The sequence below is a fragment of the Thalassotalea sp. PP2-459 genome, assembly GCF_001913705.1.
Lineage (GTDB): Bacteria > Pseudomonadota > Gammaproteobacteria > Enterobacterales > Alteromonadaceae > Thalassotalea_C > Thalassotalea_C hakodatensis.
This window is the reverse complement of the sequence record NZ_MKQD01000015.1, coordinates 1-14,612: the sequence shown is the minus strand read 5'-3', so window position 1 is coordinate 14,612 and position 14,612 is coordinate 1. Positions and strand designations below refer to the sequence as shown.

The window sequence follows — 14,612 nt, the reverse complement described above, 5'->3', positions numbered from 1 at the left end:
CATGGTTATATTCATCGAGTTGATGAATAGCATACGCGAATTTTTGGACACCGGTGGTCAGGTACTTACAGTTATTGCCGGTGTTATATGCCTGATGTGGTTACTCATATTCGAGCGTTTGTATTTTTTCTTTGTAGGTTATCAAAAAATGAAGAAACACATGATGCAAACGTGGCAAAGCAGGGGAGAACGAAGTTCTTGGAATGCTGAGCAAATTAGAATAGCCAATGTATCTAGGGTCACAGAATCGCTAAACCATAATGTGGCATTAATTCAAAGTTTAGTTGTTTTATGTCCGTTATTAGGTTTACTCGGAACTGTTACCGGCATGATTGAAGTATTCGACGTAATGGCTATTTCAGGCAGTGGTAATGCCCGTTCAATGGCATCTGGGGTATCAAAAGCAACCATACCTACTATGGCTGGTATGGTTGGTTCATTATCTGGCGTATTTATTGTCACTTGGTTACAACGTAAAACCAAGCGTCGTACAGAGCAAATGGAAGATGCGCTGCCATTAGCGCACTAAATTTGAGATTAAGAGGTTAGAACATGCGTTCTCAATTATCAAAAGTTTTACAAGAACAAGAAGAAGCTGAAGAAATTAACATGACACCGATGCTTGATGTTGTGTTCATCTTGCTTATTTTCTTTATTGTTACGGCTTCCTTTGTTAAAGAGGCAGGCATTGAAGTAAATCGTCCTGAAGCAGCGACTGCCGTAAAAAAAGAGCGTGCCAATATTCTTGTGGCTATTAGTGATAAAGGTGAAATTTGGATCAATAAACGTCGTGTTGATGTACGTGCAGTACAAGCGAACATTGAACGTTTAAAGGCTGAAAACCCACAAGGTACAGTTGTTATTCAAGCGGATAAAAAAGCAACGACTGACGTATTGATCAAAGTGATGGATTCAGCAAGAGCAGCAGGTGTATTCGATGTATCAATTGCAGCGGAAGAGGCTTAGTAATGTTTGATAATGTCACTCGATATGCAATATCTTTCGCATTAGCGGTATTGGTGACGATTGCACTATTGTGGAGTATGCAACGCCTTATTGCTGGTGGTAACAATGTTATGTCTGAGCCACCGCGAGGCAATGTACTTGATTTTATTCGATTAAAACAAGAGGAAACGGTGCAAAAGAAAGAGCGTAAGCCACAAAAGCCGCCAACGCCAAAAACACCACCTCCACAAATGCAGCAACCGCAAATGCAGCAAGCAAACCCTAATGCTAATGCCGTAAGCACCAACTTTACTGCTGATGTTCAAGCAGATACCGGTTTATCTGGCGGTTTAAATTTAAGTAGTGCAGATGGCGACTATTTACCGATCGTTAAAGTGGCGCCAATTTATCCAAGACGAGCTCAGTCAAGAGGGATAGAAGGTTATGTCATCGTTGAGTTTACGGTAACGAAAAATGGCTCAGTGCGAGACCCAATCGTACTTGAAGCAAAACCCGAAGGTATTTTTGATGCTGCTGCAAAGGATGCGGCTTTAAAGTTTAAGTACAAACCACGGGTTGTTGATGGTGAAGCAACGGAAGTTGCAGGTGTTCAAAATAAAATTTCTTTCGAAATTGACGGTTAATCACGAATAAGAGAGAACGATAATGAAATCAATAATTGGTATGTTACTCGGTGTATCTGTTCTATATACAGCACCTACTTTCATTACTGGCGATGCTCAAGCAGAAGAACAGCGTGAGTCAGTGCGAGTGCCCGCAATGCGTAATCGTGTTTATACACAATTAGCCCGCGCTCAACAAATTGCTGACGATGGTGATAGGCCCGCAGGATTAGCAGTATTAGATGAAGTAAAAACGCGTATCGACAGTATGAACAGCTATGAAAAAGCGATGTTGTGGAATTTTTACGGTTTTATGTATTACGCTGATGAGAATACTGCAAAAGCCATAGAGAGTTTTAACAAGGTAATTGCTGAGCAAGCTATTCCAGAGTCTTTACGCATGTCGACGCTTTATTCGCTTGCGCAATTATCAATGCAACAACAAAACTATACGCAAACGCTTTCTTATTTAACTCAGTGGAAAAATGTCAATACCAAAGCGTTAACGTCGCAGCAGCATGTATTATTTGCCCAGGTCTATTACCAAGCTAAGCAGTATGAAAAATCACTAGTCGCTATTGAAAATGCAGTTACGTTAGCGCAACACAATGGTGAAATACCCAAAGAAAATTGGTTAGTGTTACAACGTGCAAACTATTATGAGTTGAAACAACCAGAGAAGGTCACAGAAGTGATGGAACTCATGGTTAAGTTGTACAGTAAACCAGAATATTGGTTGCAGCTTGCAGGGATGTACGGGGAAATTGGCCGCGAAGATAAACAAATGGGAGCGATGGAATCGGCATGGCAAGCAGGCTTTATTAGCAAAGCGCAAGATATTATTACCTTAGCACAGCTTTATCGCTACAATAATGTGCCTTATAAAGCTGCTGTGTTGTTAGAAAAAGAAATTGCACAGGGTAATGTGATTGCTAATGAAAAGCACTTAGAAATGCTAGCACAATCGTTAATGGCGGCAAAAGAAGATCAAAAAGCAATACCAGTGCTTGTGAAAGCTGCTGAAATAGCAGAATCAGGTAAGTTTGATGCGCAATTAGCACAAGCTTATTTGAATACTGAAAAGTGGCAATTAGCAATAGAATCTGCCGAAAAGGCCATTGAGCGGGGCGGTGTAACACGACTTGGTGACATGCATTTAATCGTAGGCATGAGTCATTTTAATCTGAAAAACTTCACTGAATCAATGTCAGCATTTGAAGAAGCAGAGCAAATTAAATCATCTGCAAAATCAGCAAGTCAATGGCTTAAATATGTTGCTCGTGAAAAGTTACATCATGACCAATTAGCTATGCTAAATTAATCACTATCAGGTATATACATTAAGTTTTGTACGAGACGTACTTTGCAATGAAATAGTCTAACGGGAGGTTAATCCTGTTGGGCTATTTTTCGTTACTGCCTCGCAAAGGGTTCACTCTACCGCCGGTAACTTTATCTGCGCGCCCTTCATTTTTTGCTTTTTCTGCTCGGCGTTTTCTTACTTCTTTAGGATCGGCAATAAGCGGGCGATATATTTCAATGCGATCAAAGTCTTGTAAAGTATCTGTTAACTTCGCTGTACGGTTCCAAATACCCACTTTATTGACGGATAAATCAATTTCTTTAAAGGTAGATTTTATATCTGAAGCCTCAATGGCTTGTTCAACGGTGTAATCATCCGGTACCGTAATGGTTAAGATCACTTGCTTTTCAGGCGTCCCATAAACTACTTCAATTTGAATTTTTGGCTTTGGGGTATTATCCAATGTTTGCTCCATAGACGTGTTTAGCACGCTCAGTAAACGCTTGTACCATGTTGTTTGCAATGTTATTAAACACACGGCCAAAGGCTAAATCAAGCACTTTACTCGAAAACTCATAGTCAAGATGTAAACTGACTTTACAAGCCTCTTCGGATAAAGGGGTTAGCTGCCACTTGCCATTAAGATATTTAAAGGGGCCATCAAGCAACGACATATGAACCTGTTCATTCTCAACAAGCGTATTTTCTGTGGTAAACCATTTTTTTAAGCCACCTTTTGACACTAGCAAAGAAGCGGTCATTTTATCGGGTGATTGCGCGATAATTTTACTGTCACCGCAGTCAGATAAAAACTCGGGGTATGCAGATATATCATTAATTAATTGATACATTTGCTGACAATTAAACATCACTAACGCATTACGACTGATAACTGGCATTTTTCCCCCTAGAATTTGGCCGAGTATAATAGCAAAGGCTTGGTATAATTGTCGAAAATGATTTCATTCGTCCGCAGTCTGCGTATAATGAGCGCCGTTATGGGAAAGAAAAAATCAAAACAATCAAATAGCAATACAATTGCGCTCAATAAGAAAGCTCGTCACAACTACGATTTGTCTGACAAATTCGAAGCAGGTATGAGTCTTCAAGGTTGGGAAATTAAAAGTATCCGCAGCGGCAAGGTCAATATTTCTGACTGTTACGTGATGGTGAAAGACGGCGAAGCATTTTTAGTGGGTGGTGAAATTTTACCGTTAAATGCTGCCTCTAGCCATGTGGTATGTGATCCGGTAAGATCTCGAAAGCTATTACTCAATCGTCGCGAACTAGATCGCCTGATAGGCGCTGTAGAACGAGATGGCTATTCTTTAATAGCGACCGCGATGTATTGGAAACAATGCTGGGTAAAATTAGAGTTTTACTTAGGTAAAGGTAAGAAAACACACGATAAACGTGCTGATATTAAAGATCGTGAGTGGCAGATTGATAAAGGCCGCTTAATGAAAAACAAAAACTTGAATAAATAACATACAATCAATTGGTTAAAATTTATCACGTTGTTTATTTCATCAAAGCGCAGTACAATAAGCGCTTGAGAGTAATCTCAAAACTTTGGGGCGGATTTAGGATTCGACGGGATTCGCGAAACCCAAGGTGCATGCCCAGGGGCGGTTGGCCTGGTAAAAAGCCGCAAAACTATAGTTGCAAACGACGAAACGTTCGCACTAGCAGCTTAATGCTAGCCATCCCCACAAAGCTTTACCTGTAGGCTAGTGGTGCGATGGTCATAGAATACTAGGTTAGCGAGGGAACCTTGTCTGAGGGTGAACCGCGAAACAGTATCAGACTCACCAGAAAGAAGCCTGTCGTTCGGCGTCTGACTGGTTAAACAAATGATCGACTAAGCATGTAGTACCGAGGATGTAGGTTTTTCGGACGGGGGTTCAACTCCCCCCCGCTCCACCACCTTCAATATTAAAGCCACTTTTTAGTGGCTTTTTTTTCGTCTATAAAAACGTTTTAATTGGGCTTTAGCTAAATTGTACTGACAATAAAACTCAATAACGAACAGTGACAATTAATAATTTTAGGGGTAATCTTAGGGGACTAGGTAAATATCAGTAACTTTTGAGTCCCCTAAAATGGCTAGAATCACTAAACCACTATCACCTACAGAAGTTAAACAAGCAAAGCCTAAAGATAAGCTTTATAAGTTATTTGACGGTTCAGGGTTAGTGCTAAAAGTTAAGCCAAATGGAAAAAAATCTTGGGTATTCATTTACAACAAACCATTTATTAAGAAACGTTCTGAAATAAGCTTAGGTAATTACCCTGATCTTAGTTTGACTGATGCGCGAAAACTTAAACAGAACGCAATAGAACTATTAGCCAAAGATATCGACCCTAAAGATCATCGCCTAGCCAATGTGAATGAAGAAAAGCGAAAGCTCATTAATACACTTCAACAAGTAGCGGCTAATTGGTACGAAGTAAAAAAAATAGAAATCAGCGCAGATCACGCCAATGACATTTGGCGCTCACTTGAAATTCATGTGTTACCTAAGCTTGGCGCATACCCTATTAGTAATATTACCGCGCCATTAGTTATTGAAGAACTAAAGCCAATTGCCGCAAAAGGCACACTTGAAACCGTTAAACGCTTGTCACAGCGTTTAAACGAGATAATGACCTATGCGGTTAATACAGGGCTTATTCATGCCAATCCGTTAACAGGGATCAAAGCAGCGTTTAAAAAGCCTGAAAAACAAAATATGCCAACGCTTACCCCTGATCAATTGCCTGAATTAATGACGGCGATTAGTTACGCCAGTATTAAAATTGTGACCCGTTGTTTAATTGAATGGCAACTTCATACGATGGTTAGACCAAGTGAAGCAGCTGGCGCTAAATGGTCAGAAATAGACTTAGATAATAAGTTATGGATTATTCCAGCCGAACGCATGAAGAAAAAACGCGAACACACCATACCGCTATCAGACCAAGCGGTAGAAATATTAGAAAGGTTAAGACCTATGAGTGGACACAGAGAATATTTGTTTCCTGCTGATAGAGACCCTCGGAAACATACCAACGAGCAAACAGCCAACGCAGCATTAAAACGTATGGGCTTTCATAAAAAACTTGTAGCTCATGGTATGAGAGCGTTAGCAAGTACTACTTTAAACGAACAAGGTTTTGACGGTGATGTTATTGAAGCTGCACTGGCACACGTTGATAAAAACGAAGTAAGGCGAGCTTATAATCGCGCTGAGTACCTAGAACGTAGGCGGGTAATGATGACTTGGTGGTCTGAGCATATAGAACAGGCTAAAACTGGAGAATTAAGTAATTCTAAGAAAATTTTCAAGGTTGTAGCGTGACGAAAATACAAAGACATAAAAGAACACAAGTTCATCACGAATCCGAGCATAAATTTATTTATGACCCCAACAAAGTTACAAATTGGTATCCTATTGCTGTTCACAACTTTAATTGGATTGCTGCTATTGACGCTTGGGATTATTGTGATCCAGCTCTCTTAAGTGAAATGATCGCAGAACACAACATCCCAGAAGAGTTAAAACCTATAGTATCTGATATTATCAGTGGAAGGAGGCAGCAAAATAAAAAAGCAGCAAGTAAGTTAAAAATAGACCCTAAAGAAAGACTCTATATAGCGTTATACACAATAGATATAAGATCTATAATAGAACAGCTAATGTCAAAAAATACCGTTCCTGATTATTTTGAAATTGCTAACAATATGAGAAAAGAGCCCATAGAGTTACTAAATAGTTATAGAAAAAATTTAATAGAATTTGATAAAGATACCGCTGAAAATGCTGGAATTAGTGTATCCAGCTTAAAAAATTTAGTTAAAGATTTAAAAACAAAATTACATAATTATCCAGAAATATAATCATTTAAAATCAGTGATATAAAGCCACGTACACAATACAACCACTACCTGTATTGTGTATGTCATTTTGGCTAATTAATTAAATACATTTATGTTTCTCTAGAATCATTCACAACTAGAGAGAATTCATAAATGACAATTAATACACAGATCCAACTCATCCGTCGTCCACTCGTTTTAGCATTAACTGCCAGATCAAAGTCAGCGTTATTCCTTGATGAACAATCAGGTTTAATGCCGCCAGCCATATCGATCGGTGATCGTGCCGTTGCTTATTTACAACATGAAATTGAAGCGGTAATTCAAGCGCGTATTGAGGGCAAGACAAACGAACAAATCAAAGCTCTTGTTCAAGAGCTTATCGAACATCGTAAGCAAGTAGCATAAGGGGGGGGATATGGAAACTTTACTTTTAACGATTCAATTAACTGCAGAACAAAAAAACATACCATCCCAATGCAGCAAATCTTGGCCTATTTTCATTTCGTTAATCAATGGCAGTAAACGAAAAACAATAAGAGCTATTAATGAAAGTTATCATGGCGCTCCGCTTGAAGATCTAGAAGGAGAAAGGTTTGGTTACTGGCTGATAGACCGCTACAAAGACGATGATGGTGATAGTTGTCTTAAATTAAACTATCGGCATTTAGCAGGTTCTCAGGCACTTGATACAGAAGCCAGAAAAATTAGGCGAAAAGAAAGAGCCAAATTTTCACTACGGAAAGCTCAGCAAGAAGAAAAGCGTATTCCTAAAGCATTAGTTGAGCTAAATGAGGCGCAAATGGAATACCTGTTATCGCTTGGTGATGCTGCAAACGATGCAGAAATAAAAAAGCCTACTCAGGGTTAACCAAAGCAGACTTTCCAATTAACTAACTGGCGGTGCGGTCGGCAAACTACAGCCGTCAATTATCATTAAGAGTATATAACATGACAAAATTTTTAACAGCGAAAAGTCACAAGGTTACAAGTAACTTTACCTATATTGACTGGCAAACCTTAACCGATAGAATCAAACACCCTATTGATATTGGCAGTTTTACACCAGAACAAGCAAAGGATAAATCCGAAGTAATAGCGGCTACAGATGCGCCTAACAAACAAAAAGAAACCGTTTTATTACATGATAACTTTACATTATTAAGACTCGACTTAGACGACACCCAGTTAGATATTGAAAGCATATCTGACACGTTAGCTAATATGGGCTTTACGTCTTTTATCATTCATACTACAGCCAGCCACCAGCAAGGCGATAACGGCAACAGATACCGAGTTTATATACAACTAGCCGCTGCTTTATGTTTTAACGATTGGGCGACTTTAGAAAGCTATTTGAGCTATATATTCATGGCAGATGATTGCGCTACCAGGCCGCAACAAATTATGTACTTACCCGTTAGATTCAAAGGTGATAATTACCAACATAAAATTGTTTATGGTGACGCTTTTAATACTCAAGGTTCGAAGTTATTAAGTGATGCTAAAACATTCATAGCCGAGCAAAAACAACAACAAGAAACGGCTAGTAAATCAGCCATTATCAAACCCTGCTTTAAAGAAAACTTAGTCGGCAATCAAGTATCAATTATTGACGCAATCAACACATATTATGAGTGGGATAGCTTACTTTTACAGTATGGTTATAAGCGACAAGGCAAAGCATTTTTACCGCCTGAGTCATCGAGTAATAAAGCTGGCGTTTATATACTAACAAGTAATACAGATGGCAGAGAGCGCTATTACTCGCACCATGAAAGCGATCCTTGTGCTATTGGTAAATGTATCGACCAGTTCGACTTTATCGCTATTCGCAGTTATGGCGGTAATACCAGCCAAGCGATTAAAGATATTGCGGCGACTCATTTTAGCGCTATAGATAAACACAATAAAAAAGAATATGCGATTAACCAGCAAAACTTAAAAGCTCAATCAGCGTTTTTTCAGGGGGTATTGTCATGATCCCTGCACCGACAAAACCTATTGAAATTGAATTACCTGAAAACACCGAGAGAGATAGACCACAATTTAGTGATATTGTTACTGGTTCAAATGGTTCGCCCAAAATTGCCAATACAGCGGATAATTTACAAGCGCTTGCTAATTATTGCGGTGTTGATTTTCGCTTTAACATGATGGAGTTTGAACCAGAAACGCACGATATTACAGGCGATAAAATAGCCTTGTCTTATGACCAATTAAAAAGTGAACTTATATCTGCTGCTAGTCGTTCGGGTTTACCAAAAGCAGCAATTGAAGATCATTTAGTCGCATTATGTGAAAACAACAAATACCACCCAGTAAGACAATGGCTTGATAACGGTGAATGGGATGGAATAGAGCGCGTCAGTAAAGTTATTTCATGCTTAAATGCTGAACATGAAGCACTAGCACAAGCAACAATGAAACGCTGGCTAGTCGGTGTTGTCGCATCATTATATGAGCCAATATTCAAAAGTAAGTTAGTACCAGTATTACAGGGTAGTCAATCTTTTAGAAAAACCGCTTTTGTTGAACGAATAGCTAACATTATACCTAATGCTTTTTTAGAGGGAGCAGAACTAAACCCCGACAATAAAGACAGTGTACTAGCGTGTATAAGAGCTTTAATTGTCGAACTAGGTGAATTAGAGCGTACCAATAAAAATTCTCAAGGTTCACTAAAAGCGTTTATTACAAAATCTATTGATACCATACGCCCACCATACGCCAGAACTGATATAAAAAAACAAAGACAAACACATTTTATTGCTACGGTGAACGGTGACAACTTCTTAAAAGACGAAACAGGATCAAGTCGCTTTGTTGTTTTGGCAATGACAAAGGCCGCTAATATGGCAACATTGAATAAACTACTTGGTTGGTATTATGACGGTACAGGTTCAATAAAACAGACTAACCCTGAGCTTTTAAAACAGCTTTGGCTAGAAGTTAAAACCATGTATGAAACTGGCTATGGGTGGATGTTATCAGACGACGAAATCAAGCTAGCGCAGTCAGTAAATGAACAATACAACGATAAAGGCAGTTGGTACGAATATATCAAAGACAAGTACGTCAAAGATGATGACTTTAGTAATGATATGTTAAGTTGGTTTAGTGCTGGCGAGTTGGTAGATCATGATGACAACCTGACTACTAGAGAAACCGCTTTAGTTGGTAAGGCACTGAAGAAGCTAGCCGAAGAAAGCTTTATTAAAAAACGTAAAGCGCGCGGTAATAAAACAGAATATCGTTTCCCGTCTAAAACATAGCCGTTTCTTGTTTTTTGGGTGTCTAAAAAGCAAAATTGGCACCTAAAAGCTATTAACGTGATAAACCTTTATATATCTATTCAATTGAATTAATAAGCTTTATACATTAATGTACAATTAAAAATAATGAAAGGGACTCAAATGACTTCTAAATACTTGGCTACAATTGTCGGCTTAGCCGCTCTGCTCTGTGGTTGCGTTTCAAATAATCAGCCTATAAATAATACTAAAAATTCAAATTTAACACACGGTCAAGTCCAATTAACCCTCAAAAAAAACCAAACCACCAAAGCTGAAGTGCTCGAAGTTTTTGGTGCGCCAAATATAACGACAATAGACGCGTCGGAGAGGGAAGTATGGACTTATCAAAAACATGCCACAGTCGCAAATGCTAGTTCTTCTGAAGCATATGGCACAGTGATTTTGTTTGGCGGAGGGAGTAAAACATCGGGTTTTGAGCAGTCGAGCAAAACAATTACGCTAATAATAAAGTTTGATAGCTCAGATAAAGTTGTTGATTTCAGAAGTAGATCAACGAGTTTTTAATATGAAAGGTAAAGTTATGAAGATTAATAATAAAATTATTGCTACTTTTTTATCATCTATTGTTTTGTTGGGTGGGTGTGCTAGTACTAAAGCCCCGCAAAAAACAGCCCTTGAAATTCAAGCAATTCAATCCCAGCAATTTGAAAGTGATAAGAATATTGCTTTCGCATCAGTTCTTTCAGTATTTCAAGATCTTGGTTACATTGTTAAAAGTGCTGACAAAGATACTGGCTTTATAACTGCTCAAAGCGCAACAAAAAATACCACTAGCTTTTTAGCCGCAATGGGTGGAGCAACACAGAACACTAAAACAAATGCTACAGCTTTTGTTGAATTATTAAAGGAAGGAACAACAAAAATAAGATTAAATTTTGTTGTGAGTAATAGCGCAAGTTCTGCTTACGGACAAAATTCATCCCACGATATAGTAATTGAAGATCCTAAAGTATATCAAAACGCATTTAACAAAATTGGTGACGCTATTTTTATTCGAAAAGGCAGCTAGAAAAAATCTATTTACTATTCATTTATACTCTAGCCGTTTCTATTTAGTGATGGTTAAGTGGTTAAGCAATGGTTAAGTGAACATAAATTACTTAACCATGCTACAGCCCTTTATTTATATAGTATTACCCTACTTTGGTTAGGTGGTTAAGTAAAAATAGGGATAAAGATATTTTAATCGTGAATAACTAGTGGTGGTATTGAGGGTATAGACTACACAAAGAAACGGCTAGTAAATCGCCTAGAGTAGTGAAAATCACTTAACCACTTAACCAAAACAGCTAAGCCCATATAAAATAAGCATCACAGCGAGGTTAAGTAAATGGTTAAGAGAGTGGTTAAGCAATCCGCTTGTTAGTTTTCGGAAGTCATATTCACAATCATTAAAATAATTTTCGGCTGTCATATCTGAATTGTAAAACCGATATTTTCGCCTGTTTTTCGTACAATAAAGCTTGGTATAATAAACCTTACTCAGCATGACAAAGGTCAATTATGCCTAAAGGTTTTCATTGTGGTCATATCACAAAGCGAAGTTACATCGGACAGTATCACCGTATTTATGCTCGATCATTTAAACAATTACTTGATGCTGAACCAGCAAATTATATCTTGCGAGTACCAGAGCTAGACGAACAGCACCAGCTTTTCCAATTGATTGAACATGATGAGAAATGGCCTCGCGTGATGTTATTCACAATTAACGATCAACAAATCCCCGTACCACTTCAACTAGACAATAGTAGCGCCAGCAACAAGCTATATTTAATTTGTCCTTACTGCACTAATCAACGGCAATATTTACTTGCTACAAAAAAGACATACAGTTGCAGAGAATGTTTAAACGTACATTACGCCAGCCAAAGCGAAAGCAAGATGGATAGGCTAGCAAGACGAATTAGAAAGCAACGAAGAAAGCTATGGAGTAATGACCATATCTTTGTAAATGACTTGTTTGAACGCTCAAAATATTTTCCTAAACCTAAAGGGCTTCACTTTAAGACTTTTATTAAAAAGCAGTTTGAGCTTATTAATCTTGAAACAGAATATTGGAATCTGGCTGGTAAGCAATTAGGGGTTATTTTAAATGATCCAGATGAATTAAATCGAATATTACATAGTTAGTATAAAAAATAATTGAAATAAAGATGGTAGCTTAACTGTTTAGGGGAGTGATTAGGGGGTCTAATTCGAAAATAGAAAACATTAAGTAAATAATAACAATTACTTAAAAGACAAATTCAGATGTCCCCCGCCCACCAACTTTATAATAATAGTAGTAATATCAGACTGTTATTAGCAAATAATACGGTTAGCGCATGGAGTATCACGAAAAGGTGGTACAAAATGCGTAAAAACCCTCCATATTTTTTCAAATCTAAACATAGTGTTTACTTTATTCGCTTCAGCTTTCCACTGCCTATTTGTAAGAGCTTTAATATTCAGCGTGAATATAAGCGATCACTAGAAACAAAGTGCCGTGATACAGCCTTGTTAAGGTATTATCAATATATTCCTAGTCTGATAGAACTAAAAATAAATATACAGCGTAGTGTTATGAACTCCGATATCAAAAATAAAGAAAATTGTTTACAAAATTTAATTGCTCAACATAAAAACAAAAGTAAGTTAATTGAATTAGAAGATTCTAACGATGAATTAAAATATGAACTTATATCTGCTCATGCCAAATTGAAACAGCAAGAAGACGTGATCAAGTCAAAAGAATTAACAATTAATAGGTTGAGTACAATGTCTTCACCAAACATTGCCATTACCTCAACTATTACACTTTATGAAGCAATTAAAGAGTATATTGAACAACACAATGATAAAGGCACATGGAGTGAAAAGGTTAAACGCCAACGTAAAGGGTACATTCTAGCGTTTGCCGACATTGTAGGACACAGCCGTCATATCAGTGAGCTCAATGGGGCTCTTATTACTAATTATCAGCGTACCTTACGTAAGTTGCCTAAGAACGTAAATAAGCTCTTTATAAAACCACTATCTGCTTCTGATAGGCCAGAACACTTTAAAAATATCGCAAGAACAAATACTTTAGAAACTCTATCCGCAAGAGGACTAGAATCACACTTTAATACGATCAAGCCGTTTTTAGCTTGGTGCGTTAAATCAACTTATTTAGATAAAGATTACAAGCATATTCTAGAAATTGGTAAACAAGAAAAAGCAAAAAGAAAAACTGATGTGTTACCTTTTTCAAAAGAGCACCTTAATAAAATGTTTACAAGTTATTTATACAGTGACAAGTTGCTCGCAAGAGAAAAACCTAAACCATTTCATTTTTGGTTACCATTAATTGGTTTATGTACCGGCGCTAGAATTAGTGAAATAGCGACATTAACACTTGGTGATATCATTACAATAAATGGCATTAAATCATTCGACTTTAACGAAGATGGCAATGGAAAAAGCCTTAAGACTAAATCAAGTAAACGAACAATTCCCATTCCTGATGTGATTACAAATGCGGGTTTTGATGAATATTTATCTGAAAGAAGTCAATCCACTAACGTGGATGAAAAAAATATCCCACTGTTTGAATTGCCTGATCATAGAGATGGCGTAGCAAGAGCAGTATCAAAATGGTTCAATGAGAACTTTAAAGTAAAATGTAATTTAGAAGCTCCAGATAAATCTAAAGTAGTTTTTCATTCATTTAGACATACATTTATCAATAAATTGTCTTCTACTAAATTAAATGGAGATTTAATTCCAAGCCGTATTATTAAAAATATTGTTGGACACGAGACAGGAGAAATCACTTTTGACGTTTATGGTCATGGAGTTGGTTTAGAAGTTCTGAAAGAAGCAATCGATGCAGTTGATTTTCAATTACCTCTTAGCGATATAAATTATGAAAAGTTTAAAAATAGAGTCAAATGACAATATATTAATTGTTAGAGAGAAGTATATTTTTCAATTTAAAGTCTCTCATGAACTTTGTTAAGGCTTCCTTGGGACGCAATAATGGCTAACATTCTCCAATGGTATTTCGATATCATCGTTAAAGAAATGACATATTATAGAGCCTTCTATAACAGAGACTTCTAACCATTCTTCTTGTTTCTTTTCCCAAATTAGAAATGAAGCTTTTTTGGGAAGGTCATTGAAGTTTTTTAAAGAGATCCAGTTCATTTTATCCTCCTTTTTATTTGAGTTTATAAAAGGATAATAAAAAATCAATTAATTCAGCAATTAACTATAAAAATGCAATATGTGATAGTTGAAAGTGAAAGAAAGCTAGCGCCCATTTAAGGAGCTGATATTTTTTTGCTAAAATTGTGTAGCGAAGTGGAATTCAGCAGGCTGTAAAAAGTCCCGATTAAACAGCTTATTAGTGGTATTACTTCTCGAGATATTTAAGATAACTCTCAATAAGGCTAACAACAGTTTGTCTACCTAAAGCTAATTCTGTTGAGTTAGCATCACGAAGTCCTGTCCACTTCCCCATTAATGACACAGTTCTAAATTAGAATTTTCCAGTTTTTCTCGGTAAGCTGCCGGCGGCAGCTTACCCAGACTCTCATGTG

The 14,612-nt window shown here is 37.3% G+C and carries 18 protein-coding genes and 1 other RNA gene; 16 read left to right on the top strand and 3 right to left on the bottom strand.

The features are described from left to right. The first annotated feature begins 1 nt into the window (after window position 1). Genes BI291_RS01965 through BI291_RS01950 form a run of 4 tightly spaced genes read left to right on the top strand, consistent with a single transcriptional unit; the run spans window position 2 to window position 2,889 of the window. Window positions 2-529 carry a MotA/TolQ/ExbB proton channel family protein gene (locus BI291_RS01965; protein ID WP_074495951.1) on the top strand — a complete coding sequence of 176 codons (528 nt, stop codon included), beginning with the start codon at window positions 2-4 and terminating at the stop codon, window positions 527-529. Between the two features lie 23 nt (window positions 530-552). Next, a complete protein-coding gene (locus BI291_RS01960; RefSeq protein ID WP_074495949.1) occupies window positions 553-966 on the top strand; it encodes a biopolymer transporter ExbD in 414 nt (137 codons plus the stop codon). Window positions 967-968: 2 nt separating this feature from the next. Continuing rightward, window positions 969-1,589: an energy transducer TonB gene (locus tag BI291_RS01955; RefSeq protein WP_074495947.1), complete on the top strand. Its 621-nt coding sequence runs from the start codon at window positions 969-971 to the stop codon at window positions 1,587-1,589. A 22-nt stretch (window positions 1,590-1,611) separates the two neighbouring features. Further along, window positions 1,612-2,889: a tetratricopeptide repeat protein gene (locus tag BI291_RS01950; protein ID WP_139302532.1), complete on the top strand. Its 1,278-nt coding sequence runs from the start codon at window positions 1,612-1,614 to the stop codon at window positions 2,887-2,889. An 82-nt stretch (window positions 2,890-2,971) separates the two neighbouring features. Here the strand turns inward: BI291_RS01950 and BI291_RS01945 are convergent, their stop codons facing one another. Then, a complete protein-coding gene (locus tag BI291_RS01945) occupies window positions 2,972-3,346 on the bottom strand; it encodes an RnfH family protein (RefSeq protein WP_074495944.1) in 375 nt (124 codons plus the stop codon). Then, a complete protein-coding gene (locus BI291_RS01940; RefSeq protein WP_074495942.1) occupies window positions 3,327-3,770 on the bottom strand; it encodes a type II toxin-antitoxin system RatA family toxin in 444 nt (147 codons plus the stop codon). The genes BI291_RS01945 and BI291_RS01940 overlap by 20 nt, the downstream gene beginning before the upstream one ends. 99 nt (window positions 3,771-3,869) lie before the next feature. Between BI291_RS01940 and smpB the strand changes: the two genes are divergently transcribed. The 12 genes from smpB (at window position 3,870) to BI291_RS01880 (ending at window position 13,965) form a co-directional block, all read left to right on the top strand. Further along, a complete protein-coding gene (gene smpB / locus BI291_RS01935; protein ID WP_074495940.1) occupies window positions 3,870-4,358 on the top strand; it encodes an SsrA-binding protein SmpB in 489 nt (162 codons plus the stop codon). A gap of 87 nt (window positions 4,359-4,445) precedes the next feature. Next, window positions 4,446-4,797: a transfer-messenger RNA gene (gene ssrA, locus BI291_RS01930) on the top strand. Between the two features lie 176 nt (window positions 4,798-4,973). Further along, complete coding sequence (locus BI291_RS01925) at window positions 4,974-6,212, top strand: integrase domain-containing protein (protein ID WP_074495938.1); 1,239 nt, start codon at window positions 4,974-4,976, stop codon at window positions 6,210-6,212. After that, window positions 6,209-6,751: a hypothetical protein gene (locus tag BI291_RS01920; RefSeq protein WP_074495935.1), complete on the top strand. Its 543-nt coding sequence runs from the start codon at window positions 6,209-6,211 to the stop codon at window positions 6,749-6,751. The genes BI291_RS01925 and BI291_RS01920 overlap by 4 nt, the downstream gene beginning before the upstream one ends. 132 nt (window positions 6,752-6,883) lie before the next feature. After that, entirely contained in the window at window positions 6,884-7,138 is a 255-nt protein-coding gene (locus tag BI291_RS01915) for an AlpA family transcriptional regulator (protein ID WP_074495933.1), read from the top strand. Between the two features lie 10 nt (window positions 7,139-7,148). Beyond that, window positions 7,149-7,601: a hypothetical protein gene (locus BI291_RS01910; RefSeq protein ID WP_074495931.1), complete on the top strand. Its 453-nt coding sequence runs from the start codon at window positions 7,149-7,151 to the stop codon at window positions 7,599-7,601. A gap of 80 nt (window positions 7,602-7,681) precedes the next feature. After that, the gene (locus tag BI291_RS01905; RefSeq protein ID WP_074495929.1) at window positions 7,682-8,713 is read left to right on the top strand and encodes a hypothetical protein; all 1,032 of its coding nucleotides are present in this window, start codon (window positions 7,682-7,684) and stop codon (window positions 8,711-8,713) included. Continuing rightward, entirely contained in the window at window positions 8,710-10,005 is a 1,296-nt protein-coding gene (locus tag BI291_RS01900; protein WP_083601835.1) for a VapE domain-containing protein, read from the top strand. The genes BI291_RS01905 and BI291_RS01900 overlap by 4 nt, the downstream gene beginning before the upstream one ends. A 141-nt stretch (window positions 10,006-10,146) precedes the next feature. Continuing rightward, window positions 10,147-10,551, top strand: a complete 405-nt coding sequence (locus BI291_RS01895; protein WP_074495926.1) for a hypothetical protein — start codon at window positions 10,147-10,149, stop codon at window positions 10,549-10,551. A 16-nt stretch (window positions 10,552-10,567) separates the two neighbouring features. Then, window positions 10,568-11,056 (top strand): hypothetical protein, encoded by a 489-nt coding sequence (locus tag BI291_RS01890; protein ID WP_074496085.1) that lies wholly within the window; start codon window positions 10,568-10,570, stop codon window positions 11,054-11,056. Between the two features lie 494 nt (window positions 11,057-11,550). Continuing rightward, the gene (locus BI291_RS01885; protein WP_074495924.1) at window positions 11,551-12,180 is read left to right on the top strand and encodes a hypothetical protein; all 630 of its coding nucleotides are present in this window, start codon (window positions 11,551-11,553) and stop codon (window positions 12,178-12,180) included. A 222-nt stretch (window positions 12,181-12,402) separates the two neighbouring features. Next, window positions 12,403-13,965 (top strand): site-specific integrase, encoded by a 1,563-nt coding sequence (locus BI291_RS01880; RefSeq protein ID WP_074495922.1) that lies wholly within the window; start codon window positions 12,403-12,405, stop codon window positions 13,963-13,965. Between the two features lie 60 nt (window positions 13,966-14,025). Here the strand turns inward: BI291_RS01880 and BI291_RS01875 are convergent, their stop codons facing one another. Continuing rightward, on the bottom strand, window positions 14,026-14,217 hold the full coding sequence (locus BI291_RS01875) for a hypothetical protein (RefSeq protein ID WP_074495920.1): 192 nt from the start codon (window positions 14,215-14,217) through the stop codon (window positions 14,026-14,028). Window positions 14,218-14,612 lie beyond the last annotated feature (395 nt).

Excerpts from the sequence above, each read along its gene's own strand:
- BI291_RS01950 (WP_139302532.1), top strand. The coding sequence starts at position 1,612 with ATGAAATCAATAATTGGTATGTTACTCGGTGTATCTGTTCTATATACA.
- BI291_RS01960 (WP_074495949.1), top strand. The coding sequence starts at position 553 with ATGCGTTCTCAATTATCAAAAGTTTTACAAGAACAAGAAGAAGCTGAA.
- BI291_RS01915 (WP_074495933.1), top strand. The coding sequence starts at position 6,884 with ATGACAATTAATACACAGATCCAACTCATCCGTCGTCCACTCGTTTTA.
- BI291_RS01955 (WP_074495947.1), top strand. The coding sequence starts at position 969 with ATGTTTGATAATGTCACTCGATATGCAATATCTTTCGCATTAGCGGTA.
- BI291_RS01925 (WP_074495938.1), top strand. The coding sequence starts at position 4,974 with ATGGCTAGAATCACTAAACCACTATCACCTACAGAAGTTAAACAAGCA.
- BI291_RS01885 (WP_074495924.1), top strand. The coding sequence starts at position 11,551 with ATGCCTAAAGGTTTTCATTGTGGTCATATCACAAAGCGAAGTTACATC.
- BI291_RS01875 (WP_074495920.1), bottom strand. The coding sequence starts at position 14,217 with ATGAACTGGATCTCTTTAAAAAACTTCAATGACCTTCCCAAAAAAGCT.
- BI291_RS01890 (WP_074496085.1), top strand. The coding sequence starts at position 10,568 with ATGAAGATTAATAATAAAATTATTGCTACTTTTTTATCATCTATTGTT.
- BI291_RS01900 (WP_083601835.1), top strand. The coding sequence starts at position 8,710 with ATGATCCCTGCACCGACAAAACCTATTGAAATTGAATTACCTGAAAAC.
- smpB (WP_074495940.1), top strand. The coding sequence starts at position 3,870 with ATGGGAAAGAAAAAATCAAAACAATCAAATAGCAATACAATTGCGCTC.
- BI291_RS01910 (WP_074495931.1), top strand. The coding sequence starts at position 7,149 with ATGGAAACTTTACTTTTAACGATTCAATTAACTGCAGAACAAAAAAAC.
- BI291_RS01965 (WP_074495951.1), top strand. The coding sequence starts at position 2 with ATGGTTATATTCATCGAGTTGATGAATAGCATACGCGAATTTTTGGAC.
- BI291_RS01895 (WP_074495926.1), top strand. The coding sequence starts at position 10,147 with ATGACTTCTAAATACTTGGCTACAATTGTCGGCTTAGCCGCTCTGCTC.
- BI291_RS01945 (WP_074495944.1), bottom strand. The coding sequence starts at position 3,346 with ATGGAGCAAACATTGGATAATACCCCAAAGCCAAAAATTCAAATTGAA.
- BI291_RS01880 (WP_074495922.1), top strand. The coding sequence starts at position 12,403 with ATGCGTAAAAACCCTCCATATTTTTTCAAATCTAAACATAGTGTTTAC.
- BI291_RS01905 (WP_074495929.1), top strand. The coding sequence starts at position 7,682 with ATGACAAAATTTTTAACAGCGAAAAGTCACAAGGTTACAAGTAACTTT.
- BI291_RS01940 (WP_074495942.1), bottom strand. The coding sequence starts at position 3,770 with ATGCCAGTTATCAGTCGTAATGCGTTAGTGATGTTTAATTGTCAGCAA.